This is a genomic window from Aquicoccus sp. SU-CL01552 (assembly GCF_040365005.1).
In the GTDB taxonomy this organism is placed as follows: Bacteria; Pseudomonadota; Alphaproteobacteria; order Rhodobacterales; family Rhodobacteraceae; genus Antarcticimicrobium.
The window spans coordinates 102,044-127,456 of sequence record NZ_BAABWV010000015.1; the positions used below are offsets into that span (position 1 = coordinate 102,044).

The window sequence follows — 25,413 nt, forward strand, 5'->3', positions numbered from 1 at the left end:
ATGAACCGTATGTCCGGAGAAACAGCCCTCGGGCTGGCGTGGATCATCGCGCTCGTCGCCTCGCTTGCCGTGCTTTTTGTCGGCGAGGTGCTGGGGCAGACGCCCTGTGTGCTGTGCTGGTTCCAGCGCGCCTTCATGTTCCCCTTGGCCATTGTCCTCGGGCTCGGCCTTTGGTGGCGGGACGGCCGCGTGGGGCGCTACGGCATCGCATTGGCGCTTGGCGGCGGCGCAATCGCCCTCTGGCACATGGGGCTGTACGTCGGTCTTGTTCCCGAACGCGTCCAGCCCTGCACGGCCACCGGCCCCTCTTGCACCGATGACAACCAACTGGTCTTCGGCATCCCTATCCCGCTGATGGCGCTCGCCGCCTTCGCGCTGATCGGGGCGCTGTCGGCCCTTTCATTGAAGGACACACGAACATGAATCGACGCGGCCTGATCCTGTCCGTTCTTGCCCTCGGCGCCGCCGGTTTCGGCGGAGCCACCTGGTTTGCAATCCGCCCCGGCCCAGTGGCCGAAGCGGAGCCCGTTGCTCCGGAACTTGCGGAGGCGATGATCCGCCCCTACTCGCCCATCCTCGGGCCTGCGGATGCGCCCGTCACGATCGTCGAATTCTTCGATCCGGCCTGCGAGGCCTGTCGCGCCTTTCATCCCATCGTGAAGGACATCATGGCCGAGCATGGGGAAGCTGTCCGCGTCGTGATCCGCTACACGCCCTTCCACGGCGCGGCATCCGAGGAAGCCATCCGCGTGCTCGAAGCGGCGCGCATGCAGGACGTTTACGTGCCGGTGCTCGAGGCCGTTCTGCGGGAACAGCCGAGATGGGCGTCGCACGGTGCCCCGGCGCCTGGCCTGATCCTTCAGATCGCCGCCACGGCCGGACTCGATGCCGAAGCCGCGCGCACGCAAATGCTGGCACCCGGTGTCGTGGCGATCCTTAACCAGGATCGTGCTGACGTCGAGGCCGTGGGAATTCGCCAGACGCCCACATTCTTTGTGAACGGCAAGCCGCTCGATCCATTCGGGGAGGCAGAGTTGCGTCGTCTGGTGGCCGCCGAAGTCGCTGCCGCGCAAAGCTGAATGGAAAGGGCAGGATCAGAACGATGAAAAAGTATATTTTGACTGGCACACTGGCCGCGCTTTTGACCCTTGGAGGGCTCTCGGTGCCCGCGCTGGCCGGACCCGAGGATGTTGTCGTCGAGAACGCGTGGTCCCGCGCCTCCATCGGGATGAACCGTCCCGGGGCCGCTTACATGACGATCCGCAACACTGGCGACGAGCCGGTGACGCTGATCGGCCTTACAACACCGCTCGCGATGATGCCCGAAATCCACGAGACGAAGACCAATGCCGAAGGTGTGAGCTCCATGAGCCCGGCGGGGGAGATCGCGATCGCCCCGGGCGAGAGCGTCGCGCTCGAACCGGGGGGCCTGCACGCAATGCTGATGCGGCTACAAGAACCGATGACGGAAGGGGACACCTTTCCGCTGACCCTGCTTTTCGACGACGGAGGCGAAGTGACGGTCAAGGTGCCGATCCTCGGAATCGCCGCGCGGGGGCCAGAGGACTGATGCGGCGACGGGCGGTCCTGGGGTACGGCGCGGCTGGTGTCGGGGCGGTCGCCCTGATGCTCTTCGTCGGTTGGTGGCAGGTCGATGGACCCGGTGGACCCGAACCTGTCGGGCAGCGGCCTGTGGCCCTGACCGAGATGGATTTCCGTCTGACGGATCATGAGGGCAACGCGGTCGGGCCGGAAACCCTGATCGGTCGCCCGACGATGGCGTTCTTCGGCTTCACCTACTGTCCCGATGTCTGCCCGACCACGCTTTCTGACATTTCGGGATGGCTCGACGATCTGGGAGACGAGGCCGACGAGATGAACGTGGTTTTCATCACGGTCGATCCCGAGCGCGACACTGTCGAAACGATGGCCGAATATGTCGGCTACTTCCATCCGGCGATCCGCGGCTGGACGGGACCGGAAGAGCAGATAGCGCGCGTCGCGGACGGCTTCCGCGCCACCTACGAGCGAGTACCGGCGGAGAGCGGCGATTACACGATGAACCACACCGCGAGCGTCTTCCTGTTCGCAGCCTCTGGGCGATTCGTCACCATGATCGACTATCACGAGCCCAAAGAATTCGCGGTGCCGAAGATCCGCCGCGCGCTGGAAGAAGAAATGGAGGGGGCGACATGAGGCTCAGAACTTTGGCGGCTTGTGTCGCAATTGCGGGGACGGTTTCGGGAGCGGCTATCGCCATCTCTGATTCCATGTCGAAAGAACCCGTGCCGCCGGAACTTGCCCAGGCAGGTAGCTGGATGCCCCAAGGTCCTGAAGCCCCCCAGAACGTTGACATCCCCGTGACGCTGCCCGCGGCGGCATGGGCAGACGATGCACCCGACCTCAGCCCGCTGCCCCTTCTGCAGGCCGCGTTTGCCGACAGGCCGGTGCAAGCGATCGAGCCACCCCTGTCGACGTGGTCGCGCGACATTGCTCCGGGCGAAACGCTCGATTTCTTGCTGTCAGAGGCCGGTCTTGCGGCACCTGACAGAGCCGAAGTTGCCCTCGCGCTTGGTGCGGAATACGATCTGCGACGGCTGCGGCCGGGGCACTCGGTCACTGTCGCTTCGACCGTGGACGGCAGCCCCCGCACCGTCTCACTCGCCGTCGAGGACGGGGTTCGGATCGAGGTGGTTTTCGGCGAGCAGATGTCCACGCAGGTCGTGGCTCCGGATCCGGAAATCGTAACCCTTGCCGGCGAAGCCATGATCGACAGCTCGATCTTCGCGGCACTCGACGAAGCCGGCATACCCGCCCGTTTTTCCGTGGACCTTGCGCAGATGCTGGGTGGGACCGTGGATTTCCGCCGCGAGATGGCCGGTGGCGAAACACTAAGGCTTCTCTGGCGTGAGGCGCGGGTCGGAGAGGACAGGATCGGACAGCCCGAACTCGCCTTCGCCGCACTGGAGATCGGCGGTTCGCTTTACGAGATCGTATGGCCGGACGACGGCAGCGGTCAGGCGACGATCTACGTCGATGGCGAGGTGCTGCGCGTCTTCGCACAGCCGGTAGAGGGTGCGCGCCTCAGCTCGGTGTTCGGACGCCGCACGCATCCGGTCTTTGGCAACGTCCGGATGCACACCGGCGTCGATTTTGCAGCGGCACGTGGGACACCGGTTCAAGCGACGGCACCGGGGCGGGTCAATTTCATCGGCTGGCGCGGCGGATATGGTCGCGTGGTCGAAATCTTGCACGGCTCCGACACCATGACGCGCTACGCGCATCTGAGCGCCGTGCCGGAAGACTTGGCACAAGGCCAACGCGTTGCGGCGGGAGACGTGATCGGCCGCGTCGGCGCGACTGGCACGGCGACAGGTCCGAACCTGCACTATGAGGTGCTCGTGGATGGGCGCCCGACTGACCCCCTCTCTGACGACCGGCTCGCCGAAGCGGCCGAGAGCGATGCGGATGATACCGCCGCGCTCTCGCGTCTGGCCGAGGCGCGGGCGCTTCTGAATGAAAACCTCGGCAGCGAGATTGCCAAAACGACAACCGAAAGGCTCTGACCCATGAAACGCATGACACAAGTTCTTGCCATCACGCTCGCCCTGTTCCCAGCGGCCCAGGCCCTCGCAGAGGCAACGGCGATCGACGTCCGCAAGACCAACGGATGCGGCTGCTGCCTCTCGTGGATGAAACATCTCGAAGAGAACGGGTTTGTGCCGACCGGCCAGGACATGTTCGGCGGGCTTCTCGTGCGCTTCAAGCTAGACAACGGCGTGCCGCAGCGCATGGTCTCCTGCCACACCGCGCTCATTGACGGCTACGTCATCGAGGGCCATGTACCGGCCGCTGACATCCGCCGCCTTCTCGAGGAGCGCCCGGACGCCGTCGGCCTCGCTGTTCCGGGGATGCCCTATGGCTCGCCCGGCATGGGGCCAGAAGACGACCGCGAGGCCTATGATGTCTTCCTCATCCGCAAGGACGGGTCGACGGAAGTCTTTTCGAGCTACGCCGAAGGATAATCTGGCCCGCCCATGGAAAATCTGTCTCCGATAATGCTCGGCTTTCTCGGAAGTCTTGCCGCCGGATCGCTCACAGCAGTCGGAGCAGTTCCCGTGCTGTTCGGGCGCATCCCGTCTCGGGCCACACGCGATCTGTCGCTCGGCTTCGCTGCCGGTGTGATGCTCGCCGCTTCTTTCTTTTCGCTGATCATCCCGGCATTGGATGCGGCGGAGCCGATGTTCGAAAACGGCGCGATGCCTGCGGCCATCGTATGCGTTTCGATTCTTCTGGGCATGGGGGCTGTCGCCCTGATGAACGAAAAGCTGCCGCACGAGCACTTCAAGACGGGACGCGAAGGGCCCGAAGCGGCGTCTTTGCGGCGGGTCTGGCTGTTCATCATCGCAATCACGATCCACAACTTCCCCGAAGGCCTTGCGGTTGGGGTCGGCTTCGGATCCGGAGGTATGGAGGGCGGTCTGCCGCTCGCCATCGGCATCGGGCTTCAGAATGCGCCCGAAGGATTGGCCGTCGCTGTATCTCTGCTGGGCGAGGGATATCCGAAGCTGCGCGCCTGGGGCATCGCGGCGCTGACGGGCATGATCGAGCCGATTGGCGGTTTGCTCGGGGCCGGCATCATCACACTGTCGGAACCGCTGCTTCCATGGGGTCTGGCCTTTGCCGCGGGCGCAATGCTCTACGTCATTAGCCACGAAATCATCCCCGAAACCCATCGCAGCGGCCATCAGAACAGGGCGACGCTCGGTCTCGCAGTCGGGCTCGTTCTGATGCTGTTCCTTGATGTCTGGTTGGGATGAGGCAATGTCACTAAACAAGGTATCTCCGATGATCGGCGTCTTCGCAGCACTTGCTGCGTTCGCGATCGATCAGATCACCAAAGCCATTGTCGTTGCGAATGCCGTCACTTTAAGCGCCGGAATTCCCGTGTTTCCGGGATTCAACCTCGTCTTTTATCGTAATGACGGCGTGACTTTCGGGATGTTGGGCGGCGCGCCGTGGTGGAGCCTCATCGCTTTCGCTCTTGCCATCTGTGTTTGGCTGGGGGTTATGCTGTTTCGCGCCGACAATGCGGTGGAAACGCTTGCCTACGGTGCGATCATTGGCGGAGCCCTGGGCAATGTCATCGATCGTGTGCGGTATCGGGCTGTAACAGACTTTCTCGATTTCTACATTGGCACAACACATTGGCCTGCCTTCAACTTGGCCGATGTATTTGTCGTCAGTGGCGTGGGGCTCTTGCTCGCCGCGCCATGGATCAGCGCGCGGCGTTCGATCAAGTCGTGAAGCCGGAAATTCTGAACCGCATCGCTCTGCGCCACCGTTTGCTTTCGCGGATGACGCTTGGTTTCGCCGCCGGGGCGATGACCGTTCTGACTTTCCCGCCTCTTTCGATTCTCCTGCTCGTTCCCGTTGCCTATTCCGCGTTGTTTGTCGGGCTTCGCGATCTCTCCTTCGGGCGCGCTTTCCTCGTCGGCTGGGCGTTTGGTCTCGGCCAGTTCGGTTTCGGGATTTGGTGGATCGCGGAAAGTTTCTACGTCGAGGCCGAGCGGTTTGGGACGATGGCGATTCCGGCGGTCGCGGGATTGTCCGCAGGTCTCGCGATTTTCCCAGCCATTGCCGCTGCGCTTTTTGCCGAAATCGCGCGGCGCGGAGCCATGGGCAGTCTCTTGGCCTGCCTCCTGTTCGCGACCTCCTGGACCGTGGCCGAGTGGTTGCGTGGTCACGTTCTGACAGGGTTTCCCTGGAACCTGGCCGGTTACGCACTTGTAGACTACGCCGCCCTTCGCCAGACCGCCGCCTGGGTCGGAAGCTATGGGCTAAGCTTTCTCACCGTGTTCGTCGCGGTACTCCCTGGCGCGGCTGCTATGGCGTCCGGGCGGCAACGATTGACCATCTCGCTCATGGCGCTGGCCGGAATCGCGACGATGTGGGCTGTCGGCACGCTGCGCCTCCAGTCGGATGCACAACAGCCACCCGGTGTCGACCTGCGCATCGTCCAGGGCAACATTCCACAAGAGGAGAAATGGGCTCCCGAGAACCGCGAGGCGACCTTCGCGCGCTATCTTGAGCTTTCAACCCGGCCCGGCGATTTCGACGTGCTTCTCTGGCCGGAAACCGCCTTTCCGGGTTTCCTCGATGAGGATACGGAGGCACGGGCCCGCATTGCCGCAGCGCTACCAGACGGCAGAGTGCTGCTTACCGGTGTGCCGGACCGTGTACCGAGCGAGGATGGCACCCGATATTTCAACACGGTCCAGGCATTTGACGAGACCGGCGAGATCCTGACCGGATACGCGAAACACCATCTCGTGCCCTTCGGCGAATATGTGCCATTCCGCGGCTGGTTGCCCATCGAGCGGCTCACGGCGGGTCTGGGCGATTTTACGCCCGGACCGGGCCCGAGAACGCTTGCGCTTCCGGGTGTGCCGCTGGTCGCCGTGGCGATCTGCTATGAGATCATCTTCCCAGGGCATGTGGTCGACGACCTGTTCCGGCCGGACTGGATTTTCAACGCGACAAACGATGCCTGGTTTGGCACCAGCATCGGACCCGAGCAGCATCTGGCTTCCGCACGTATGCGCGCCGTAGAGGAAGGCCTTCCAGTCATCCGAGCCGCGAATACGGGCATCTCTGCGGTCATCGACGCGAGCGGAGAGATCGTTGCGCGGCTCGATACCGGCGAAACGGGCATCATCGACGCTAGCCTGCCCTCCGCGCGACCGCCGACACTCTACGCGAGCTTCGGGGACTGGATGCTGTTGGCGCTCATCTTGGCTTCGTGGAGCTGGGCAATGGCGCCAATGCGACGGCTCACTACCGCCGCATGAGAAAGACCGTCATGCAAAGATGTGGATAGGTGTCCCGTCCTTCACCATTGCATAGATGTCCTCGATCTCCCGATCCGTGACCGCGATGCAGCCAGCTGTCCAGTCGCGGACATTTGTCGGGTCGATGCCGGGGCGTGGGCCACCATGGATGAAGATGTCGCCGCCGGGGGAAAGGCCCTGCGCTTCGGCAAAGGCGATGTCGGCCTCGTTCGGATAAGAGATGCCAATCGAAAGATGGTAGGTGCTGTTGGGGTTTCGCCTGTCGATTGTGTAAACTCCTTCCGGAGTCCGGCCATCCCCCTCGAATTGTTTGTGACCCTCAGGAGCGAAACCCAGCCCGACCGGATAGGTTTGCAAGACGCGATCGGCTCCGTCGAGAACAAGCAAGCGCTGTCCCTTGTAAAGCCGAACACGGGTGACTTCGGGTCCGTCATAGCTGCGGAACTTGCTGGCACACCCGGACAGAAACGCTACCAGCCCGCCCAACAGGACGGCGCGGCGGGGAAATCGGATGGTTTTCACTGCTCGATGCCTCTTTCGTGAGGTCTGTTATGGACATTACGTTACCTTGCAAATGCTGCGTGATCAATGTCCGTGGGCAAGCGCGGCCTTTGCCATCTGTGGGCCAACCTGCTCACCGCCGGACGGCGGCGCCTTGGCCTCTTGGCTGTTCAGCAGGCGCAGGGCATTGGCCACCACCAGCAATGACACTCCTACGTCGGCTGCAATCGCGCCCCACATCGATGCCAGTCCGAACGCGGTAGCGACAACGAAAACGCCCTTGGTCGCCAAGGAAATACCGATGTTCTGATGAATGATCGACATTGTCCGGCGCGAATGACCGATCAGCCAAGGCACCTTGCCGAGATCGTCGGTCATCAGGGCTATATCCGCCGTCTCGATTGCCGCGTCCGAACCAACGGCACCCATTGCGATGGCGTAATGCGCGCGCGCCATGGCCGGGGCGTCGTTGACCCCGTCGCCGATCATGGCCACCATGTCATGCGTTTCGACCAGTTCTTCGATGGCAGTCACCTTGTCTTCGGGCAGAAGCTCGGCACGGACCTCGTCGATGCCGACCTCGGCTGCAACAGCGCGCGCTGTCCGCTCGTTATCACCGGTCAGCATGACGATGGTCTTCACACCCTGCGCGTGAAGCTGCGCCACGATGCCTTTGGCATCCGGGCGGATACGGTCGCGCAATTCCAAGATGCCGGTGACACCGGTGTCGTCGCCCACGGCAACAAGGGTGCTGCCAGCCCCTTCGATGCGGTCGCGCAAATCCTTCGGAATGGCGTCGCCGAAACCCTTCTCCTCGGCAAACCGGTCCGACCCCAGCCAGATCGACCGGCCGTCTGTGCGTCCTTCAAGTCCCCTGCCCGGAACGGTTCGGGTATCTTCCGCGGCGGATACCTTGATGCCGTCGGCTTCTGCCCGCGCAAGAATGGCGCGCGCCAAGGGATGCGAGGAACGTGCCTCCAGCCCAGCGGCGAGGGTCATCAGATCTTGCGCCGATGCTTTGCCCAGCGGATGCACCGCCGCCACCTCGGGCTCGCCCATGGTGATCGTGCCGGTCTTGTCCATGGCCAGTGCAGTGGTCTTGCCCGGTGCCTCAACATATGCACCGCCCTTGATCAGCACCCCGGCCCGCGCTGAGGCGGTGAGTGCAGCGACGATGGAGACCGGTGTCGAGATGACCAGAGCGCATGGGCAAGCGATCACCAGCAGCACGAGTGCATTGTAGAACCAATAATCCCAGGCCCCCCCGAAAATGAGCGGCGGCAGCAGGGCAATTGCAATGGCGAGAGCCATGACGATAGGCGTATAGATGCGGGCGAATTTCGCCACCCACTGCTCCACCGGCGCGCGGCGGGCATGGGCGTCGCCGACCATGCGGATAATCTTGGCCAACACGGTGTCCGAGGCGGCCTTCGTGGCGCGCACCGTCAGTGTGCCTTCGCCGTTGATCGTACCGGCATAGACTTCGTCGCCCCGTTCCTTTGGGACCAGCGCACTCTCTCCGGTGATCGGCGCCTGATCGACGGCCCCTGCCCCATCGACAACCTCACCATCCAATGGGATGCGGTCTCCGCCGCGCACGATGAAACGTGCGTTGATAGCAACCGCAGAAGCCGGAACGTCCGCTTCCGAGCCGTCATCATGAAGAACTCTTGCCGTCGGCGGCGCGAGGTCGAGCAGAGCTGAAACCGCATTCCTCGCACGCCCGACGCTCCAGCTTTCGAGGTAGAGCGAGAGCGAAAAGAAGAACGCGACTGTCGCCGCCTCGAAAAATTCGCCAAGCCCGATGGCACCGGCCACGGCGACCACCATGAGCAGGTTCATGTCGGGCGACAGCCGCCGAGCGGACGACCATGCCTTGGGTGCCACGAGCCAGACACCGAACAGGATCGCAACCGCGAACAGCCCTGCCTCGACCAGTGGCATCGGCGCTTCGCCGTGACCCGCGAAGAGGCCGAGCGCCCCGCCCATGCCGGTCTCGATGATGTGCCACAGAAATCCCGCGGCCCAGAAGCCTCCACTGAGCGCCGTAAACAGCCGCTGTCTTGCAAGATGGGCCGCCTGGTCGACCGACGCGTTCTCGGCATCCCAAGGCTTGGCGGTCATGCCGGTGCTTGCGACCAGTTCTGCAATTTCGCCGTCCGATAAACTCTTGGCGCTGTCGAGAATAGTCATCCGCCCATTGATCACGTCGAACGCGAGATGCTCGGCCCCGCCGATCTTCGGGCCGACCACCTTGTTCAGGATTGCTACCTCCTCGGCGCAATCGAGGCCGGACACCTGAAAACTGCGCCCGCCCGCTGGCGCGGGGGTCGCCGGAACGATGTCGCCGCACGTTCCGGCGCTCCCGCAGCAGCTGCCGCCGCTTGTCTGGGCATCTTCGGCGTGATCGTGGTCGTGACGATGGGTGTCGGGCGGCATGAATGGACCTCTGGATTCGGGTGCTTTACCATGACATAGCCCCTACAGTAGCTAGAGCTTCAAGAGCAAAATACGGTGGTATTTCAGTTTGTTTTATTGCTAGAGGATGCGGCGACCGGCTCCATCACGCCTTGAGGCATGAAAAGCCGATGCAAAGAAAAAACAGACACGAAAGGAAGCTTGATGCGGGTTTTGATGCTGAAGCAAAAAATAATGTTTGCAGTGGCGCTGTCGCTTACGGCCGGGTGCGCAATCCAGCCGACTGGATCGGGCGACTCGGCAGACCAGCCGGGCAACGTTCCCGAAGCTGTGATTGCAATGGCTGCCCCGGATCAGGATGTTGCAACCGCGCGCTTGGTGCCGGAAGACGGGTGCTACTGGTACGAACACAGCGGCCCCGTTGAAACGACCTTGTTGCCGCTGCGCACGGTGAACGGCAATCCGATCTGCGTCGCGCGGGAAGCGTGACGACGACCCGCACGTCACATCATTTCGCTCAAAGCTAATTACCTCATTCAACTTCTCGCGGTAACACTGTCCTCAGCCGAATAAAGATGTGCTGTCGATCCAATCTCGACGTTCGGATAGAGCTCGTTGATGTGTGCCATAACCATCCGCACGCAACCCGAACTCGCGCGACCGCCGATGCTTCTCGGATAGGGTGTGCCGTGTATCCGAAGATAGGTGTCGCGATCTCCGACATAGAGATAGAGCGCCCGCGATCCCAAGGCGTTTTGAGGGCCGGGTTCCATCCCGTCGGCCCATCTTGCGTTTTCAGGATCCCGCTCGATCATGTTCTGTGTCGGCGTCCAGTGCGGCCACCTGACCTTGCGCTTGATGTTATAAACACCTGACTCGTAGAGGTTGCCCCGCGCGATCGCCACGCCGTAGCGCATCGCGGTTCCACCCTCCTCAATGTGGTAGAGATATCGCGCAACCGCATCGACATGGATGTCTCCTGGCACGAGGCCGTCCTTCGCGTCCACACGCTGAGGCAAGAAACGTGGGTGTAGTCCCCAAGGGTTTGACGTGGCCGGATCGAAGCCGGGCGGGCTGACTTGCGCGTCCCATTCAGCCTTCTGCGCTTCGGTGGGCCAGCTATCGGCAAACACAGGGTTGGCCACAGTCGCCGAAAAGAGCGCTGTTGTCGTTTGAATGAAGTGTCGTCTTGTCAGCATTTCGTACCCTTTCGGTTCCCGCCGACGATTGATGGCAAGAACGGTATATGTTCTCCTTGAATAGATAGGACTTCTAGTGGCTAGAGGTTCAAGGGCAAATTTTCGTGAACGCATGCACGCGACCCTGGTAGCACATGCTTGCCTTGCGGGCGGGTTAACGGCCAACCAGGTCAGGTCCGAATTAGCGTGGTAAAGCGGGAGTCAGGGGGCGGAGTAGGACAGATTTGCCGAATTGGTCCCCCGGTGGATCGGTTTTGGTCGAAAGATACTATCCTGACACCCTGTCGATCTTCACCCGCCCGTGTCATTGGCCGAAACTTCGGCTTGGAACTCACGTTGTCGCTCAGGCCAGGTGCTCTTGATGTAGACGAGGATAGCCGCGATCTCTGCGTCTGTCAGATCCTCTCCGAAGGCCGGCATGTCGCTCTCGTATCCCGGCACGACGGCCCCGACCCCGCCTTTAGTGATCTGAAAAAGCATGCGGTCTGAATGGTGCCAAGTGTGGCCTGAGTCATCATGCGGCGGGGCCGGCATTCTTCCTGTGTCAAGACGGCGACGCCAATCGGGCTGACCCTCGAGGCTGGCACCATGGCAACTGGCGCAGTTGTCCGCATAAAGCTGTTGCCCTGCCATGACCTGGGATGCAAGCACGGGCTCTCCCAAAAACGTCAGTCCCTCGACACGCGGGTCAACCGGTTCCGATTGGGCCAGCACCACAACGCCGGTGGTCGCGAGCGCGGACACTAGGGCAGCGAGGTGCACTGACCGCCTGACCGTACACTTCGCCGATCGATCTTTCGGCCCCTTATTCATCGGCATAGATTGAGATTCCTTCCGGGCCAAAGGCGTAGGTCCTGAGCGTGCCTGACTTGACCGCAGCCATGCCCGGTGCGTTCGCGGGCATTCCCGGCAAGGTGATACCCGTTATCGCCGGACGGGTTTCCAGCAGCCGCTCGATGATGTCGACGGGGACGAGACCGCTGACATAGTAGCCGTCGATCTCGGCCAAGTGGCAGCCGATGCCCTGGGCGGGCACACCGACTTCGACCGAGCGTTTGTCGAAGTCGCGGTCATCCACACGCGTTACGGTAAAGCCGTGTTCTTCGAGATAATCCCCATAGGCATCACAGCAGCCGCAGCCCGGATCGCGCCAGATGGTGATCTGCCTTTCGCTGCCCGCCAGACCGGGCGCCACATCGCCGGTCGCTTGCGCCCAGGCCGATGTGGTCAGGCCCACCATTCCGACAATGCCGCTGCCAATCAGACCAAGCGCGTTTCTTCTCTGCATCATTTTCTCCATCATCGTTCTCCTGTTTCGATCCAGGTTGCGCCGCCGTCACGGCTGATTTTCAAGATGCCGCCCAACAGGGCAGCGATGTAGGTCTCGTCTCTTGGATGAACCGCAACAGCGGTCGCAGCTTTGCTCGCCCGCTTTTGCCAGATGACTCCGCCGTCCTGCGATGCCCAGAGGCCCGAACGCAGCGCGGCATACATCACTTCCGGCGCCGAGGGGGCACTGGCCAGCGACAGGATCGGTTCACCTCCTGGCAATGGCGCTTCGGACGGTGGGGCTTCACCCGCAACCAATGCGTCCATCGCATTGCCTGGCTGCACGTCCTGCCAGCGACAAAAGCAATCGGGCACCCGCGTTAGGCCAACCTCGGTGCCCGCATAGATCCAGATCCCGCCCATGCCGGTCTCAAGCTCGACCGAAGCCAGAGAAAGAAGTTCCCGCTCTGCGTCGTCGAGCCAGGGGCGGTCCATGGCGAGCGACCAGGTTGCACCGGCGTCTTCGCTCTTCCACAACCCGTCGCCGCGAAGCGAGGCATAGATCATGTCCGGGTTCCGCGAGGCGATAGCAACGGCAGTGATTTCTCCGTCAGGCAGCCTAGCTTCAAAGATACGCCACGAAGCGCCCCCGTCTTCGGAAATGCTGACACCGCCCTCGGCCAACCCCGCAACCACACGGCCGGGCCGGTCGCGATGGGTCGCCAGCGACAGCACGTTCCCCAGTGTCTCTGCCGCGGTCCAAGTCTGGCCGGCATCGTCACTGACGAACAACCCTCGATCTGCCAGCAGGATGGTATCACCATCAAAGGCCAGAGCCGCTGGATCACCATCGACTGCAGCCTGCACAAGCCTTGGCAACACCGTGGCTAAGCCGCTACCGAGGACGGCAGCAAGAACCTTGCGCCGGTTTGGCCGACATCCAATCTCAATCGATTTCAATCTGCTTGCTCCTCTGCTCATGCGACGCGGATCACGCCCATTGTCGCGTTGCCGTTAAATCCGAGACGCGGCGCGTTTGCCGACATTTCTTGCCGTTAAATGCGAGACGCAAGGTCTGGCAGGTTGGTACGTTTCCGCATTTGCTGTGCTATCTTGTCGATGGTTGCAAGTAGGCGGTGCTCCTTGTCGTAGGTGCGGAGCAAGGCAACCCGCGCATAGTCGTCGACGCCCATGCTGAACAATGCGGCCTTTGCCAGAGGACGTGATTGGGCGGCAGCAATGGCGGCGAGGCAGAAGAGCCTTACGTTCGGTCTGGGGCTTTGTAGCGCGAAGGCCGGATCTCCGCGAAGGGCTTGCAACCCCATTGCGAAAGTGACCGCCCGCAAGGTTCGGCGAAGTTGACGCGCACCACCGGACACAGCGGCGCGTTCCAATACCCCTGCCCCTTTCCGGGCTCGATCAACAAGCCTCTTTGAAACTGCTTCGCCCTTCTGTCCGACGTGCAGCGGAAGAAGCCGAGTACCGCAAAGTTGGCAATCGAACGCCCATGCCATTCGCCAGTGTTTGAGCGAAAGGCCGCAAACAGCGCAGGCCGGACAAGCCTGGAACGGCACCTGCGCGATCAACCGCATATCTGCTTCCGATATCGCCGCAAAGGTCATGGATGGCACGCACACAGGATCTATGCGCCCCGCAATGGAAATCCTATCCACAGCCACTACATCGATATCATAGTCGAGGGCCGCAACGTGCCGCGCGTCGATTTCAAGATGTGTCAGAAGTTCCGAAACCTCACAGTGATTGGAAGCAGCCAGTCGCGACAACCAACCCGAAAGCAACTCATCCGGTAACGGCGCAACCGTCTTCGGTAGTGGGCGACACGTCACACCCCCGACTTCTCGAGCCGTCGTTGGGCGTTCGCGTGGCGTGACCAGACCGGTGTCCATTTGGCGATGGATTCATCGGTGATGCACTCCTCGCCGGTGACGATCGCGTCGATGGACAGGTCCTTGACCAAGGCAAAGATGCGCGAAGTCACGCCGCCGGTCAGTGCCAATATCTGCTTGAGCGACCGGACTTTCAGGTTGGACTTTTTCGCAAGCGGCATCGCTGCGATCAAGGTCTGGATCATGTCCGAGAACTCGGCATCATCGCGCCAGTTCGGCAGGTGATGTTCATCGAGCCGCCGGGCCAGTTGGACATCACCTCGAATGGCATCGACTGCTTCACTGACACCGAAGCAGACCAGTGATGCTTCCAGTTCGTTGCTGAGGTACCTTAGAACATTGAGGAACCTGCGCTGTTCCCGGTGTGTGCCCGCCAGAAGGTTGTGAACTTCGTCGATCATGATCATCCGCAGCCCGAGGTCGCGCAGAAGGCCCACGACCCGGACTTCCAACGATGCAACACTCTGGGCCTTCAGGCTCAGCGTCGACGAAGGGGCGCCGAGGGCCGCAAGGATGTGGAGATAGAAACGCCGCTCGTCCGGGGCGGGCGGCGCCTGCAGCAGAAGCAACGGAGTGTGGGTAATGCCAGACTCCGGATCGTATTCCGGCGCGTAGCGGCGCGACAGGTTGCGAGCGATCATCGTCTTGCCGATGCCTGAGGCTCCGTGCACCAGAAGGCCAGGCATGCGGGTTTGCCTTGGCATTTCAATGAGCCCCTGTAACCGGGCCAGCACTTGTTCCGCGCGCGGAAAGCCGATCCAGATGTCCGATTGAATGAGGGCGATGCGTCCGTCTTCTTCTGTTTCTGCCCTCAATTCACCAGCGCTCCACCTTGAACATGGGGCGCGATGTATCACTCGTGTCGACCGGTCGCAGCCCCTCGGATGCTTGATCATCGACAGCCGCGCCGTTCAGTGCGGATTTCCTTTCACGGGAACGGCGTTCTGCTTTGGTCAGAAGTCGGCTTTCGCCTTCGATCTGGCGTTGCTGCCGGATCAGTTCGGCGAGCACCAACTCATTCGTGCCCACCTTTCCCATGGCCCGTGCTTTTTGCATGGCTTCGCGGTATTCCCAGAGCGACACTGGTGGAATTTCCAGATTTCGGTACCGGGCCTCGACGCATCTGCCGCCATCCAGTTCGACCCAGACGGCCGAGAGGTCGCGGGGATCGTAGCGGACAACCACCTTTCCGTCCCGGCGACCGATATAGCCAGCCAGAGCGTCTGACCAGTAGCGCAGGTCGAACAGATGGATACCGTCCCGCCGAACCTGCCGCTGCTCACTTGGCAGGAAACTCACCCGAAATGCCTCCATGTCAAAGGGGATGTCGCCGGACAATTCCCCGGCAAGCGCTTCCCATTTGGCGACAGGCGTGCAGCCGAGGCTCGAATGAATGCTGTTGTTGTAGCGGCAGATTTCCAAGGCAAACCATCGATCGAACTCGCCTAAGGTCATCGCCGCCATGGCTTCCGCATCATAGCCGCCCTTGGCCGCGACCGACGACTGCGTTGTTCCCGGCAGGAGATGCACCGCACCCATCATGGTCCCGATCAGCCGCTCGACATGCCCACCAAAGTGCGGACTTCCCGGCGGTCGGTAGACCAGATTGATCCCCCATTCAGCACATGCCGACTGAAAGGCCTGCGACCGGAAATCGCGACCATTGTCGACGTGAATGCTGTGCGGCTTGCCCTGCGCAGGCCACGGAACGGCGCAATCAAGGTCGGTCAGCAGTTCTGCCTTGGGAGCAACGGCCCGCGTAAGGCACAAGGCCACTGACAAACGAGACGGTGCCTCGAAGCTCACATGGTAGCCCGTCACCATGCGGCTGGCCACATCGATTGCCAATGTCACCCAAGGTCGGCCGATCGGTTTGCGCTCGAAACTGTCGACGAGGATAATATCTGCCGGCGTGTGATCGATCTGCACGACGTCCAGCGGCAGTTCTGCCTTGTTCTTTCCCGTCACCGGCGCGAAGCGCTGCCGCGCAGCCTTCGCACCCTCGCGCGCTTTGATGACTTCGCGCGCATCAATTGCATCAAGTCGCCGCTGAACTGTCCGACGCGTGGGCCGCTGAAACCCTCGCTCACCGCAAGCATTGCGGATTTCGCTCACAACCCGCGCCAAGCTGGAACGCTCTCGCCGCAAGTAGTATCGCGTGAGGTGATCTTCGATGATCGCTTCAACCTCGTCAGACACCATCACGGTTCCTGACGGTCGGCCACGTTTCCGAGGAACAATCGCACTGGTCCGACCGCCCCCTTCGGCAAGCCGCCGGATCCACCGCCAGACCGTCGCACGGCTTACCCCGAGTTCCCAGACTGCATCACGGATCCCGCTTTCCAAGCTGCCGGTCCCAGAGAGATAGACCTGAACCAATGGGCGCAGGACCATTGCTCGACGCTGATCCTCTGCGCCGATAACCTCAGCTTCTTCACTATCGTATTGCTTCGCCACTGATCGACCAGCCCTGTGAGCCCCGTCTCACCTTTAGCGGCAAAAATCTCGGATTTAAAGGCAAAATATCACATTTAAGGGCAACGCTTGGCCATTGATTTTGTTTAATTTTCCGTCTCGCAATTAAGGGCTACGCGACACTGGCAGGAGAGTGAATTTGGGACAAAGGGGTGGGCCGGTTGCTTTGGGCGTGTCGGATGTGGCCAACGCCTGATCCGGTCGTTTTGGGGGCGAATTTGTGGCGGCGGCGCAGGGCTTAGGTTAAAGGCGCTGCGCCGCCAATCGAGCTTGCAATGCAGGGTTTCCGATCTACAGATTGGTCATCTGCATCCCTTGTTCCGTGTAACGGTCGCCAGCGGCAGCGCCGCGTGGGAACAAGGTGTCGAGGCGGGTGAGAATGTCCTCGGTTAGTGTGACATCGGCGGCCCCAATATTGTCTTCAAGATAGGTGCGCCGTTTGGTGCCCGGGATCGGAACAATATGATCGCCTTGGGCCAAGACCCATGCGAGCGCCAGTTGCGCAGGCGAGCATCCGGCGCTGTCGGCGATGGCACGGTATTGCTCCAGCAAGTTCAGATTCTGATCCAGATTTCCATCGGCAAAGCGCGGCTGGGTGTGCCGGAAATCATCATCAGCCAGGTCGCTTAGTGTGGTGACCTTGCCGGTCAGAAAGCCGCGCCCAAGCGGGCTGTAGGGTACAAAAGCCGTACCCAATTCGGCGCACGTGGCCAGCATCTCTGCCTCTGGGTCTCGCGACCACAGCGAATACTCTGTCTGAACCGCCGCAACCGGGTGCACCGCATTTGCCCGACGCAAAGTTTGTGCGGAGATTTCGCTTAACCCGATCCCCCTGATCTTACCTTCTTTGATAAGATCGGCCATCGCTCCGACCGTGTCCTCGATCGGGGTCACCCCATCAAGGCGATGCGCGTAATAGAGGTCGATCTGATCAATCCCCAGACGTTTCAGCGACGCCTCGACCGCCTGTTTCATGTAGGCCGGGCTGCTGTCGATGTGTCGTACGGCCGGATCGTCGGATCGGATGATTGCGAACTTGGTCGCCAGCGTGACGTTGTCCCGGTTTTGCCGGACGAAATCCGACAACAAGGTTTCATTCGCGCCGATACCGTAGGTATCGGCGGTATCGTAGAACGTGACACCCAATTCAAGCGCACGGTCCAGCGTTTCATAGGATTGATCGCGGTTGGTCGGGCCGTAGAATTCGGACATGCCCATGCAGCCAAGCCCAATGGCTGATACGGATCCCAGTCCGCCACCCAGATTACGCGTTTTCATGTGTTTTCTCCTTGAATTAGGGTTGTGTGCAACGAGGATCAGCGGCCTGAAAAGCAGCAATCTCTTCGTCGTCGATAGACAGTGGCTCGCAGCCGTGCTCTTTCTCGCAAACGAAATCGTACTCAAAGCCAGCAGCGTGGCAGCTCAGGCACTCACGCCCCTCAAAGTTGACCGCGTGATCGCCCCGGCTGGTAATCGTCGTGCTCTCCGCCGTCACGTCGAGGGCAAGAAATTCCCAGCCATTGCTGTCCGGGTAGTCTGCGCTCGAGTGTTTGATCATCGCTTCAAACGGGACAAGCTGCATCACCGTGCCGACCGGGTATTCGATATCAGGCACGCGGTCGGTAAAAATACGGATGGCTTCCTTGAGCTTTTCTGGGTCGGAATGGAACAGGAAGGTGTTGCGCACTTTGGGGAAATCATAAATGCAGCCAAACATATCCGAGGTGGCCTCAATCTCAATATTGGCTTGGGCTGAGATTTCGGCCTGGATTGGGAGAGCAATGAATGATGCGGCAAGCAAGGCCGCAGCGGTCACCAGTATGGCGTTAAATCGACCACACAGACTTAGTATTTTCATGTGTCTTTCCCTTGGATTAGAGTTGTACGAAGCGGATAGCCGTGTCGCGGGAAATGCACGGCAACCGTTCCCACCTGTGGCGTGTCCCGATGCAGAATGATGCGGGTGTCGTCGATATGGGCCAGCGTACCGTCGATGACTTCCGTGCCGAATTCATCGACCAGAACCTGTACCGGCGCGCCTATCGCGGGATGTGCAGCTCCCGTTTCTGGAAGGGGGGCGGGGGGCGCCGAAAGCGCGATGTTGATCGCTTCAGCAGGCGCCAATTCGGTTCGTGTGCCGTGACCGAACTCCGCAATGCGCGCCATCCATGCCGACAATGCCGGGAACAGCGATAGACCGCTGCCGCTGGCGGCTGTGTCAGCTTTGGCAAAAAACCAAACCACATGATAGAGTGCCAGATCAGTCAGCGCGGGCGTGTCCCCGGCAAAGAAATCGGCGCTACCCAGCAGGTTCTCAAGCCAACCAAGCCCTGTTGTAATTTGGCCGCGATGATAGCCGACATCCACTTTCAGGCCGTCCAGATCAATCTTGTGATCCCAAAACGCCTCGCGGTCATGGATCAGGGCTGGGGGAACGGCATCAGCGCACAGACCCATGCTGTAACGAACCACTTGCCAGAACAAAATGCGGTCCGCCCAATTGTCGAGCAACGGGGTTGCTGTGCCCACAGTGTTCGGGGCAAGGGCGCGCGCCGGAAACCGCTGGTCAAGCTCGGCGGCGATCAGGGCGGAATCACAGTAGATATCCGCCCCGATCTGAAGCACTGGGGCCCGCCTGTAGCCACCCGTCAAGGCCAGCAGATCAGCCTTTGGCGCAATAGGAGGCACGATGACCGATGACCATGACAGCCCCTTGAAGCCCATCAAAGTTCTGATTTTTTCGGAATAGGGAGAGGCTTCATAGTGGTGCAGGATCAGGTCGACCATCGTTTTTCTCCTACTTCAGCAGCCCGAGGATCTCTTGCGCGGCGGTGGCGGATGAGGCGGGGTTCTGGCCGGTGACGAGTTTTCCGTCACACAGCACGAAGCTGGCCCAATCCGCCCCTTTTTCATACTGGCCACCATTGGCTTTCAGCATGTCTTCCACCAAGAACGGCACAACATCGGTAAGGCCGACGGCCTCTTCTTCGGTGTTGGTAAAACCCGTCACCCGGCGGCCAGACACCAGCGGTTTGCCGTCCGCGCCTTGGGTGTGGCGGAACACGGCGGGGGCGTGGCAAACTGCGCCGACAGGCAAGTCGGCGGCGGCGAAGGCCTCGATCAGGCGTTTGCTGTCCGCGCTTTCGGCCAGATCCCACAAAGGGCCGTGGCCGCCCGGATAGAAGATGGCGTCGAACCCGTCTTCGGTTACATCCGAAAGCTTCAGCGTCGTCGCAAGATGCTTTTGCGTCTCTGGATCGTCTTTGAACCGACGGGTGTCGTCGGTCTGTGCGTCAGCGCTGTCGCTGGACGGATCAATCGGCGGCTGTCCCCCTTTGGGCGAGGCCAGTATAATGTCTGCTCCGGCGTCCTTGAAGACGTAATAGGGGGCCGCAAACTCCTCCAGCCAGAAGCCGGTTTTCTTGCCTGTGTCCCCGAGTGTGTCGTGGGATGTCAGTACCATCAGAATTTTCATGTTATTTTCCTATTTTTTCTGGCCGACGCGGATCACGCGCTTGCCAAAGTTTTCGCCATTCAGCAGGCCAATGAAGGCTTCGAGCGCATTTTCCAAACCGTCGATGATCTCTTCGCGGTACTTGATTTGGCCGCTTTCGATCCACGCCCCCATGTCTTTGGCAAAATCCGGGTAGAGGTGGCCGAAGTCGTCAAAGATGATGAAGCCCTGCACCTTGATCTTCTTGCGCAGGATTTGACCCATAAGCCAATTCATCCGGTCCGGTCCTTTGGGCAAGTCAGTCGCATTATACTGAGAGATCAATCCGCAGACCGGCACCCGTGAGTTTGGATTCAACAGCGGGATGACCCCGTCGAGGACCTTGCCGCCGACATTTTCGAAATAGACATCGATGCCATCGGGACTGGCCTTTGCAAGCTGTTCGGCAAAGTCATCTGCCTTGTGATCGATACAGGCATCAAAACCCAACTCATTGACCGCATAGGCGCATTTCTCTGGCCCGCCCGCGATGCCGACCACGCGGCAGCCAAGGATCTTGCCGATCTGGCCCACAGTGGCCCCGACAGGGCCGGTTGCGGCCGCCACGGCGATGGTTTCGCCCGGCTTTGGCGCGCCAATTTGCGTCAGACCCGCCCAAGCGGTAAATCCGGGCATACCCATGATACCGAGCGCCCAAGACGGGTGTGCAGGCGAGGTGCCCAGATTCGTGATCCGCGTGCCATCCGACAGCGCGTAATCCTGCCAGCCATTGAAGCTGAGCACCCAGTCGCCCGGCGCAAAGCCATCAACCTTTGAGGTGACGACCTGAGCCACTGTGCCGCCCTCCATCACGCCATCAATTTCCACCGGCGCGGCGTAAGATGGCGCATCGCTCATGCGCCCCCGCATATAAGGGTCCAGCGACAGATATTCGGTGCGCAGAAGCATCTGCCCAGCACCGGGGGAGGGGACGTCCCCTTCGACCAAGCGAAGCGTGTCCTTGGTCGGTTCGCCTTTGGGGCGTTCCGCCAACACAAGCTGGCGGTTTACTGTTTCAGTCTGTGCCATGGTCATCATCTCCTACAAGGCTGTTTCAAGAATGCGGCGGGCATCTTCGGGGGTGATGGCATTTTGTTCGCCAAGGGCGGTCATGCCGTGATCCTTCAAGGCGGCGACGATAAGATCAATTTCAGGTGCAGCAATTGCGTAATCGCCGAGTCGGGTTTTGATGCCCATCTGTTCAAAGAACCCGCGTGTTGCCTCGATCACGGCATCAATCCGCGCATCATCAGATCCCTCGCGGATGTCCCAAACATTGGCAGCATATTGCAGCAGTTTCTCGCGTTTGGGGCCACGTTGGTCGTTCATCAGTGACGGCAACACGACAGCCAGTGTGCGGGCGTGGTCGGTGTCATTGAGCGCGGTAATCTCATGTCCGATCATATGGCTTGCCCAGTCCTGCGGGACACCTGCGCCGATCAGGCCATTCAGGGCCAGCGTTGCTGTCCACATCAGGTTGGCGCGAACGTCATAGTCCTCCGGCGTTTCAAGGGCTTTGGGCCCAAGCTCGATCAGGGTGCGTAGCAGGGTTTCGGCAAAACCGTCCTGAACGCGCGCGGCGGATGGATAGGTCAGATATTGTTCGATGATGTGAACAAACGCGTCGGCCACGCCGTTCGCGATTTGACGGGGCGGCAGCGTGTAAGTGACCTCGGGGTCCAGCACCGAGAAAACCGGGTAGCAATGTGGGCTACCAAACGGAAGCTTAGCGCCCTTCTCGGGATTGGTGATCACAGCGCCAGAGTTCATCTCCGAACCGGTGGCGGGCAAGGTCAACACGGTGCCAAAGGGCAGCGCTTGCGTGATGACCGACCCGCGAGATGTCAGGATGTCCCAGGCGTCGCCATCATATTTGGCCGCCGCCGCGATAAATTTGGTGGCGTCAATAACGGAACCACCGCCGACAGCCAACAGGAAGGTGATCCCTTCTTGGCCAATCACCTCGACAGCTTTCAGCGCAGTGGCGAAGCGCGGATTGGGCTCAATGCCGCCAAATTCGACCAAGGTCCGGCCCGCAAGTGCCGCACGCACCTGACCAAGGACGCCTGTTTTCTCCGCGCTGCCTCCACCATAGAGGATCAGCACCTTTGCCTCAGCCGGAACCTGATCCTTTAGATCCGCAATACGGCCCTTGCCAAATATGATATGTGTCGGATTGCGAAAGTCAAAATTGTTCATGGGCTCAGTTTCCTTCAGTTTCAATGTGCAGGCGCACGTCAACGTTTCCGCGTGTGGCGTTGGAGTATGGGCAGACCTGGTGCGTCGCTTCGACAAGTCTTTCACCATCCTCGCGGGTCATGCCCGGCAGATGTGCGGTAATGTCGAGATCAAGTCCGTATCCGCCCTCGGCGCGTTGGCCGATGCCCACCTCAACCGACGTTGATGCCGCTTTGGCATCAAGCTTGAGTTGTTTTGCGGTCATTTCCATCGCGCTATCAAAACAGGCCGCATAGCCAAGCGCGAACAACTGCTCGGGGTTCACCCCCGCCTCGCCACTGTCCGGGCGAACCATCTGGACTGAAAAGCTGCCATCGTTGAGGGCGGCGGTTCCCGAGCGGCCCCCTGTTGCCGTTGCGGTGGTTTTGTAGAAGATTTTCATGAGCTTCCTTTCGCGAATAGACTGGTCGTCTATCGATGTGTCAAAATTTTTGGGGTTATGGTCCTGGAACGAGCACCTTTGTGGCATTCATAGCGGAATTGAGCGGGGCTTCACTGTGCGAGAGGCTCGCGACGAGGCTGGCTCCAAGCCACATGTGGTAGATCATTTCTGCCGTGGAGCGGGGGTCTTCAAGCGCGGCGATCGTGCCATCGTCCGTTCCCTGTTCAAGGGTCTCCGTCAGGCGCGCGACGATTTCGGACACACTTTTCTGCAAGATATTGCTCATGTTCTCCGAGAGGTCAGCAACCTCTGCGGACAGTTTGACGACCAAGCACCGGTCTTCGAGGTTGGGGCTGATCTGTTTTTTCCGCCACTCTTCGAAATAGGTCAGAAACCGAGACCGTGCATCCATGTCCGGATGCGCAAGCGACGCGTTCAGGCGTGTGCCATACTCCGTCATAAAATCATTCAGCAGCGCACAGCCATAAGCTTCCTTGGAGGCGAAATAGTGATAGAACGACCCCTTCGGAACGCCGGCCTCTTTCAAGAGCGCACTCAGGCCGACACCTGTGTAGCCCTGCTTGGCTGTCAGGCGGCGTCCTGTGGTCAATATCTGTGAGCGGGTGTCGTTTTTCTGTTCCATGATCCCAGATATAGTCTCATTAGACCGGTCGTCTATGGGTGGCGTAGCTTTTTCTAATCACAGGGCTGTGAGCGGCGCTGTGAAACGGAGCGGGAAAGGCGCTAGCCAGCATGCACACCAGTTAGCAGCTTTGACATCCAGCCCAGAAAAACAAGCAATGCATACGCAAATCGATGCGGCACGCCCTTAGTTTGCGTTCAGCACTGCTTCCAGCAAACCAGGAAAGCGACGGTCAAGCGCATCTCTTCGCAGTGAAAGCAGGCGACCTCGCCCCTTGGGGATATTCCGGATCACACCTGCTTCGCGCAACACTTTGAACAGGTGCGACTTGGTGGATTTCGCCACTTCCGGGTCCATTAAATTGCAGTTTGCCATTTCGACCGGGCCGTCGCGGAGCTGACGCACGATGTCCAACCGGCCCGGATCGCTGAGTGCGAACAAGACCTGCGTCAGTTGCAGCTCCTGTTCCTGCGGGTGCGCAAGATCGGGGCTGGCAGTGTCGGGTAAGATACTCATGGTTCGAATATACTTGAACCTTCCGCAGAAAGAAACTAGAGAAAGGTTCGATAAACTTCGAACCCTCCTGAAGGACTGCATTCCAAAATGACCACGATTGTGATGTCACCCAAGGCTAGAGAGCGCGCTGGTTTCGCAATCGTGCTTACCGGAAGCGCTCTGATGATGGCGAGCGCGAGCGCGCCGTCCCCTTTTTATCCGCTCTTGCAGCAGCAACTTGGTTTTTCGTCTTTGGTCGTGTCGGAGATATTCGCAATCTACGCAATTGCCCTTCTTGCGACACTGTTAGTGGCCGGATCAATCTCGGATCATGTCGGGCGACGCCCTGTTCTGTCGATGGGGTTCGTGCTTCTCGCTGTTTCCGCCGCCGGATTCGAATTGTCAGGTTCTGTGTCTGCGTTGTTATTGGCTCGAGTAGTACAGGGCGTAGCATGCGGCCTTCTGTTGTCTACGCTGTCGGCTGCGATTACGGATCTTGAACCCCCTGAATTCAAGGGCATCGCGGCGATCTGTAATTCAGTCATCCCCCTCGTCGGGCTGGCCCTGGGGGCCTTGATATCCGGCTTCGCGATGGAGTACCTTACCGAGCCAAAATTTGATATATTCACCGGGATTGCCGTGGCCAGCCTGGTGCTGGCGCTGGCCACATGGGGCTTGCCCGAAACATCGCCACGGCATGAAGGCTTGTTGCAGGCGCTGAAGCCTCGCGTTGGCCTCCCGATCGAAGTCAGGGGCACCTTCTGGCGTGGCGCTCCGGCGCTATTCGCGGGCTGGGCCACAGGGGGGCTGTATCTGTCGCTTGGCGCGCTCATCATCTCACAGGTTTTTGGTATTCAAAATGTGATCGTCCAAGGGTTCGTGGTCGCACTGCTGGCTGGGGTTGGTGCGCTGGCTTGTTTTATTGCGCGCAACTACTCTGCTCGTGAGGTCATTTTGTTCGGCACCGCAGCGCTCGCAATGGGAACCCTCGCCACCTTGTTTGGAATTCAATACGAAAACTTAGTGCTCTACCTTAGTGCGCTCGCCGTTGTGGGGGCGGGTTTTGGCACCTGCTTTTATGGCTTCATCCGCTCGATTATTCCGCTGGTGCCCGAGGATGTCAGAGGAGAAACTTTCGCAGCGCTATTCTGTATCAGCTACCTGGCATTCGGTTTGCCGGTCGTGATAGCCGGGCTTTTGGTGCCATTGTTAGGGCTCAAAGTCGTTGTAATCAGTTACGGCAGTTTGATCGCTTCGCTGGCCGCGCTCGCAGGACTGATGCGCAAATTCGGTCGGACCGACTAAGGACCCAACCTAGACTCAACACATTGGCCGGGATTGCCATTTGTGGACAGCCCCTGTTTTGCAAGAGTTTTCTTTTGTGTTCGTGATCTTTTTGCGTAGCGGTCATTTGTCCGGCCTGTTTTCGCGGCCCTTATGCCGCTGGCCCTGATGAAGTCCGCGAACCGGCTCCTTATCAACTTATCGGGCTCTGCCTCACTTTGTGTGGCGCAACTATCCTGAAACTGGAAAATTCAGGAG

General features: G+C 60.3%; 29 protein-coding genes. 11 read left to right on the forward strand and 18 right to left on the reverse strand.

Annotated features, from left to right (window positions below; translation table 11 throughout):
- The 9 genes from ABWV23_RS16865 to lnt are packed head-to-tail and all read left to right on the forward strand — an operon-like array spanning position 1 to position 6,851.
- Entirely contained in the window at positions 1-423 is a 423-nt protein-coding gene (locus ABWV23_RS16865) for a disulfide bond formation protein B (protein ID WP_018001722.1), read from the forward strand.
- Positions 420-1,079 (forward strand): DsbA family protein, encoded by a 660-nt coding sequence (locus tag ABWV23_RS16870; RefSeq protein WP_018001721.1) that lies wholly within the window; start codon positions 420-422, stop codon positions 1,077-1,079. Before ABWV23_RS16865 ends, ABWV23_RS16870 begins: the two co-directional genes overlap by 4 nt.
- 23 nt (positions 1,080-1,102) lie before the next feature.
- Complete coding sequence (locus ABWV23_RS16875) at positions 1,103-1,570, forward strand: copper chaperone PCu(A)C (RefSeq protein WP_018001720.1); 468 nt, start codon at positions 1,103-1,105, stop codon at positions 1,568-1,570.
- Positions 1,570-2,196: an SCO family protein gene (locus ABWV23_RS16880; protein ID WP_026155632.1), complete on the forward strand. Its 627-nt coding sequence runs from the start codon at positions 1,570-1,572 to the stop codon at positions 2,194-2,196. Before ABWV23_RS16875 ends, ABWV23_RS16880 begins: the two co-directional genes overlap by 1 nt.
- Complete coding sequence (locus tag ABWV23_RS16885) at positions 2,193-3,566, forward strand: M23 family metallopeptidase (RefSeq protein ID WP_026155631.1); 1,374 nt, start codon at positions 2,193-2,195, stop codon at positions 3,564-3,566. The genes ABWV23_RS16880 and ABWV23_RS16885 overlap by 4 nt, the downstream gene beginning before the upstream one ends.
- Before the next feature lie 3 nt (positions 3,567-3,569).
- Positions 3,570-4,025: a DUF411 domain-containing protein gene (locus ABWV23_RS16890; protein WP_018001717.1), complete on the forward strand. Its 456-nt coding sequence runs from the start codon at positions 3,570-3,572 to the stop codon at positions 4,023-4,025.
- A gap of 12 nt (positions 4,026-4,037) precedes the next feature.
- Positions 4,038-4,820: a ZIP family metal transporter gene (locus tag ABWV23_RS16895; RefSeq protein WP_026155630.1), complete on the forward strand. Its 783-nt coding sequence runs from the start codon at positions 4,038-4,040 to the stop codon at positions 4,818-4,820.
- A gap of 28 nt (positions 4,821-4,848) precedes the next feature.
- Positions 4,849-5,307 carry a signal peptidase II gene (gene lspA / locus ABWV23_RS16900; protein WP_018001715.1) on the forward strand — a complete coding sequence of 153 codons (459 nt, stop codon included), beginning with the start codon at positions 4,849-4,851 and terminating at the stop codon, positions 5,305-5,307.
- Positions 5,274-6,851, forward strand: coding sequence for an apolipoprotein N-acyltransferase (gene lnt, locus ABWV23_RS16905; RefSeq protein WP_018001714.1), 1,578 nt, complete (start codon positions 5,274-5,276; stop codon positions 6,849-6,851). Before lspA ends, lnt begins: the two co-directional genes overlap by 34 nt.
- Positions 6,852-6,860: 9 nt before the next feature.
- Here lnt and ABWV23_RS16910 read toward each other — a convergent pair whose 3' ends face one another.
- Both ABWV23_RS16910 and ABWV23_RS16915 read right to left on the reverse strand, forming a co-directional pair.
- Complete coding sequence (locus tag ABWV23_RS16910) at positions 6,861-7,373, reverse strand: L,D-transpeptidase family protein (protein ID WP_018001713.1); 513 nt, start codon at positions 7,371-7,373, stop codon at positions 6,861-6,863.
- Between the two features lie 63 nt (positions 7,374-7,436).
- Positions 7,437-9,791, reverse strand: a complete 2,355-nt coding sequence (locus tag ABWV23_RS16915; protein WP_018001712.1) for a heavy metal translocating P-type ATPase — start codon at positions 9,789-9,791, stop codon at positions 7,437-7,439.
- Positions 9,792-9,974: 183 nt separating this feature from the next.
- Here ABWV23_RS16915 and ABWV23_RS16920 point away from each other — a divergent pair, with 183 nt between their 5' ends.
- Positions 9,975-10,259, forward strand: a complete 285-nt coding sequence (locus ABWV23_RS16920; protein WP_043772563.1) for a hypothetical protein — start codon at positions 9,975-9,977, stop codon at positions 10,257-10,259.
- Between the two features lie 47 nt (positions 10,260-10,306).
- Here the strand turns inward: ABWV23_RS16920 and ABWV23_RS16925 are convergent, their stop codons facing one another.
- The 16 genes from ABWV23_RS16925 to ABWV23_RS17000 form a co-directional block, all read right to left on the reverse strand.
- Positions 10,307-10,969 (reverse strand): L,D-transpeptidase, encoded by a 663-nt coding sequence (locus ABWV23_RS16925; protein ID WP_353349846.1) that lies wholly within the window; start codon positions 10,967-10,969, stop codon positions 10,307-10,309.
- 291 nt (positions 10,970-11,260) lie between these two features.
- Entirely contained in the window at positions 11,261-11,782 is a 522-nt protein-coding gene (locus tag ABWV23_RS16930; protein ID WP_138919430.1) for a c-type cytochrome, read from the reverse strand.
- Positions 11,775-12,269 carry a DUF411 domain-containing protein gene (locus ABWV23_RS16935; RefSeq protein WP_043772565.1) on the reverse strand — a complete coding sequence of 165 codons (495 nt, stop codon included), beginning with the start codon at positions 12,267-12,269 and terminating at the stop codon, positions 11,775-11,777. The genes ABWV23_RS16930 and ABWV23_RS16935 overlap by 8 nt, the downstream gene beginning before the upstream one ends.
- Complete coding sequence (locus ABWV23_RS16940; RefSeq protein WP_233128156.1) at positions 12,269-13,198, reverse strand: WD40/YVTN/BNR-like repeat-containing protein; 930 nt, start codon at positions 13,196-13,198, stop codon at positions 12,269-12,271. The genes ABWV23_RS16935 and ABWV23_RS16940 overlap by 1 nt, the downstream gene beginning before the upstream one ends.
- Positions 13,199-13,293: 95 nt before the next feature.
- Complete coding sequence (locus ABWV23_RS16945; RefSeq protein ID WP_272009149.1) at positions 13,294-14,145, reverse strand: TniQ family protein; 852 nt, start codon at positions 14,143-14,145, stop codon at positions 13,294-13,296.
- Positions 14,082-14,960 carry a TniB family NTP-binding protein gene (locus ABWV23_RS16950; RefSeq protein ID WP_353349850.1) on the reverse strand — a complete coding sequence of 293 codons (879 nt, stop codon included), beginning with the start codon at positions 14,958-14,960 and terminating at the stop codon, positions 14,082-14,084. Before ABWV23_RS16950 ends, ABWV23_RS16945 begins: the two co-directional genes overlap by 64 nt.
- Before the next feature lies 1 nt (position 14,961).
- Positions 14,962-16,347: a TnsB C-terminal domain-containing protein gene (locus ABWV23_RS16955; RefSeq protein WP_272009143.1), complete on the reverse strand. Its 1,386-nt coding sequence runs from the start codon at positions 16,345-16,347 to the stop codon at positions 14,962-14,964.
- Positions 16,348-16,911: 564 nt separating this feature from the next.
- Complete coding sequence (locus tag ABWV23_RS16960; RefSeq protein ID WP_272009141.1) at positions 16,912-17,898, reverse strand: aldo/keto reductase; 987 nt, start codon at positions 17,896-17,898, stop codon at positions 16,912-16,914.
- A gap of 16 nt (positions 17,899-17,914) precedes the next feature.
- Positions 17,915-18,478, reverse strand: coding sequence for a hypothetical protein (locus ABWV23_RS16965; RefSeq protein ID WP_050525844.1), 564 nt, complete (start codon positions 18,476-18,478; stop codon positions 17,915-17,917).
- Positions 18,475-19,407 carry a glutathione S-transferase family protein gene (locus ABWV23_RS16970; RefSeq protein ID WP_272009135.1) on the reverse strand — a complete coding sequence of 311 codons (933 nt, stop codon included), beginning with the start codon at positions 19,405-19,407 and terminating at the stop codon, positions 18,475-18,477. The genes ABWV23_RS16965 and ABWV23_RS16970 overlap by 4 nt, the downstream gene beginning before the upstream one ends.
- Positions 19,408-19,417: 10 nt before the next feature.
- The gene (locus ABWV23_RS16975; protein WP_095588253.1) at positions 19,418-20,095 is read right to left on the reverse strand and encodes a type 1 glutamine amidotransferase domain-containing protein; all 678 of its coding nucleotides are present in this window, start codon (positions 20,093-20,095) and stop codon (positions 19,418-19,420) included.
- Between the two features lie 9 nt (positions 20,096-20,104).
- Complete coding sequence (gene curA, locus ABWV23_RS16980) at positions 20,105-21,142, reverse strand: NADPH-dependent curcumin/dihydrocurcumin reductase (protein WP_058241279.1); 1,038 nt, start codon at positions 21,140-21,142, stop codon at positions 20,105-20,107.
- Positions 21,143-21,154: 12 nt separating this feature from the next.
- Positions 21,155-22,312, reverse strand: a complete 1,158-nt coding sequence (locus ABWV23_RS16985) for an iron-containing alcohol dehydrogenase (protein ID WP_272009127.1) — start codon at positions 22,310-22,312, stop codon at positions 21,155-21,157.
- Positions 22,313-22,316: 4 nt separating this feature from the next.
- Positions 22,317-22,733 (reverse strand): organic hydroperoxide resistance protein, encoded by a 417-nt coding sequence (locus ABWV23_RS16990; protein ID WP_272009250.1) that lies wholly within the window; start codon positions 22,731-22,733, stop codon positions 22,317-22,319.
- 55 nt (positions 22,734-22,788) lie between these two features.
- Entirely contained in the window at positions 22,789-23,376 is a 588-nt protein-coding gene (locus ABWV23_RS16995) for a TetR/AcrR family transcriptional regulator (protein ID WP_207077645.1), read from the reverse strand.
- 186 nt (positions 23,377-23,562) lie between these two features.
- On the reverse strand, positions 23,563-23,892 hold the full coding sequence (locus ABWV23_RS17000) for an ArsR/SmtB family transcription factor (protein WP_009573560.1): 330 nt from the start codon (positions 23,890-23,892) through the stop codon (positions 23,563-23,565).
- An 87-nt stretch (positions 23,893-23,979) separates the two neighbouring features.
- Here ABWV23_RS17000 and ABWV23_RS17005 point away from each other — a divergent pair, with 87 nt between their 5' ends.
- Positions 23,980-25,176, forward strand: coding sequence for an MFS transporter (locus ABWV23_RS17005; RefSeq protein ID WP_009573559.1), 1,197 nt, complete (start codon positions 23,980-23,982; stop codon positions 25,174-25,176).
- Positions 25,177-25,413: the final 237 nt, after the last annotated feature.

Coding starts and splice junctions, on each gene's coding strand:
- ABWV23_RS16930 (WP_138919430.1), bottom strand. CDS start 11,782: ATGAATAAGGGGCCGAAAGATCGATCGGCGAAGTGTACGGTCAGGCGG.
- ABWV23_RS16895 (WP_026155630.1), top strand. CDS start 4,038: ATGGAAAATCTGTCTCCGATAATGCTCGGCTTTCTCGGAAGTCTTGCC.
- ABWV23_RS16935 (WP_043772565.1), bottom strand. CDS start 12,269: ATGGAGAAAATGATGCAGAGAAGAAACGCGCTTGGTCTGATTGGCAGC.
- ABWV23_RS16975 (WP_095588253.1), bottom strand. CDS start 20,095: ATGAAAATTCTGATGGTACTGACATCCCACGACACACTCGGGGACACA.
- ABWV23_RS16955 (WP_272009143.1), bottom strand. CDS start 16,347: ATGGTGTCTGACGAGGTTGAAGCGATCATCGAAGATCACCTCACGCGA.
- ABWV23_RS16885 (WP_026155631.1), top strand. CDS start 2,193: ATGAGGCTCAGAACTTTGGCGGCTTGTGTCGCAATTGCGGGGACGGTT.
- ABWV23_RS16945 (WP_272009149.1), bottom strand. CDS start 14,145: ATGGACACCGGTCTGGTCACGCCACGCGAACGCCCAACGACGGCTCGA.
- ABWV23_RS16875 (WP_018001720.1), top strand. CDS start 1,103: ATGAAAAAGTATATTTTGACTGGCACACTGGCCGCGCTTTTGACCCTT.
- ABWV23_RS17005 (WP_009573559.1), top strand. CDS start 23,980: ATGACCACGATTGTGATGTCACCCAAGGCTAGAGAGCGCGCTGGTTTC.
- ABWV23_RS16915 (WP_018001712.1), bottom strand. CDS start 9,791: ATGCCGCCCGACACCCATCGTCACGACCACGATCACGCCGAAGATGCC.
- ABWV23_RS16990 (WP_272009250.1), bottom strand. CDS start 22,733: ATGAAAATCTTCTACAAAACCACCGCAACGGCAACAGGGGGCCGCTCG.
- ABWV23_RS16960 (WP_272009141.1), bottom strand. CDS start 17,898: ATGAAAACGCGTAATCTGGGTGGCGGACTGGGATCCGTATCAGCCATT.
- ABWV23_RS16890 (WP_018001717.1), top strand. CDS start 3,570: ATGAAACGCATGACACAAGTTCTTGCCATCACGCTCGCCCTGTTCCCA.
- lnt (WP_018001714.1), top strand. CDS start 5,274: ATGGATCAGCGCGCGGCGTTCGATCAAGTCGTGAAGCCGGAAATTCTG.
- ABWV23_RS16985 (WP_272009127.1), bottom strand. CDS start 22,312: ATGAACAATTTTGACTTTCGCAATCCGACACATATCATATTTGGCAAG.
- ABWV23_RS16925 (WP_353349846.1), bottom strand. CDS start 10,969: ATGCTGACAAGACGACACTTCATTCAAACGACAACAGCGCTCTTTTCG.
- ABWV23_RS16995 (WP_207077645.1), bottom strand. CDS start 23,376: ATGGAACAGAAAAACGACACCCGCTCACAGATATTGACCACAGGACGC.
- curA (WP_058241279.1), bottom strand. CDS start 21,142: ATGGCACAGACTGAAACAGTAAACCGCCAGCTTGTGTTGGCGGAACGC.
- lspA (WP_018001715.1), top strand. CDS start 4,849: ATGATCGGCGTCTTCGCAGCACTTGCTGCGTTCGCGATCGATCAGATC.
- ABWV23_RS16865 (WP_018001722.1), top strand. CDS start 1: ATGAACCGTATGTCCGGAGAAACAGCCCTCGGGCTGGCGTGGATCATC.
- ABWV23_RS16920 (WP_043772563.1), top strand. CDS start 9,975: ATGCGGGTTTTGATGCTGAAGCAAAAAATAATGTTTGCAGTGGCGCTG.
- ABWV23_RS16970 (WP_272009135.1), bottom strand. CDS start 19,407: ATGGTCGACCTGATCCTGCACCACTATGAAGCCTCTCCCTATTCCGAA.
- ABWV23_RS16880 (WP_026155632.1), top strand. CDS start 1,570: ATGCGGCGACGGGCGGTCCTGGGGTACGGCGCGGCTGGTGTCGGGGCG.
- ABWV23_RS17000 (WP_009573560.1), bottom strand. CDS start 23,892: ATGAGTATCTTACCCGACACTGCCAGCCCCGATCTTGCGCACCCGCAG.
- ABWV23_RS16965 (WP_050525844.1), bottom strand. CDS start 18,478: ATGAAAATACTAAGTCTGTGTGGTCGATTTAACGCCATACTGGTGACC.
- ABWV23_RS16870 (WP_018001721.1), top strand. CDS start 420: ATGAATCGACGCGGCCTGATCCTGTCCGTTCTTGCCCTCGGCGCCGCC.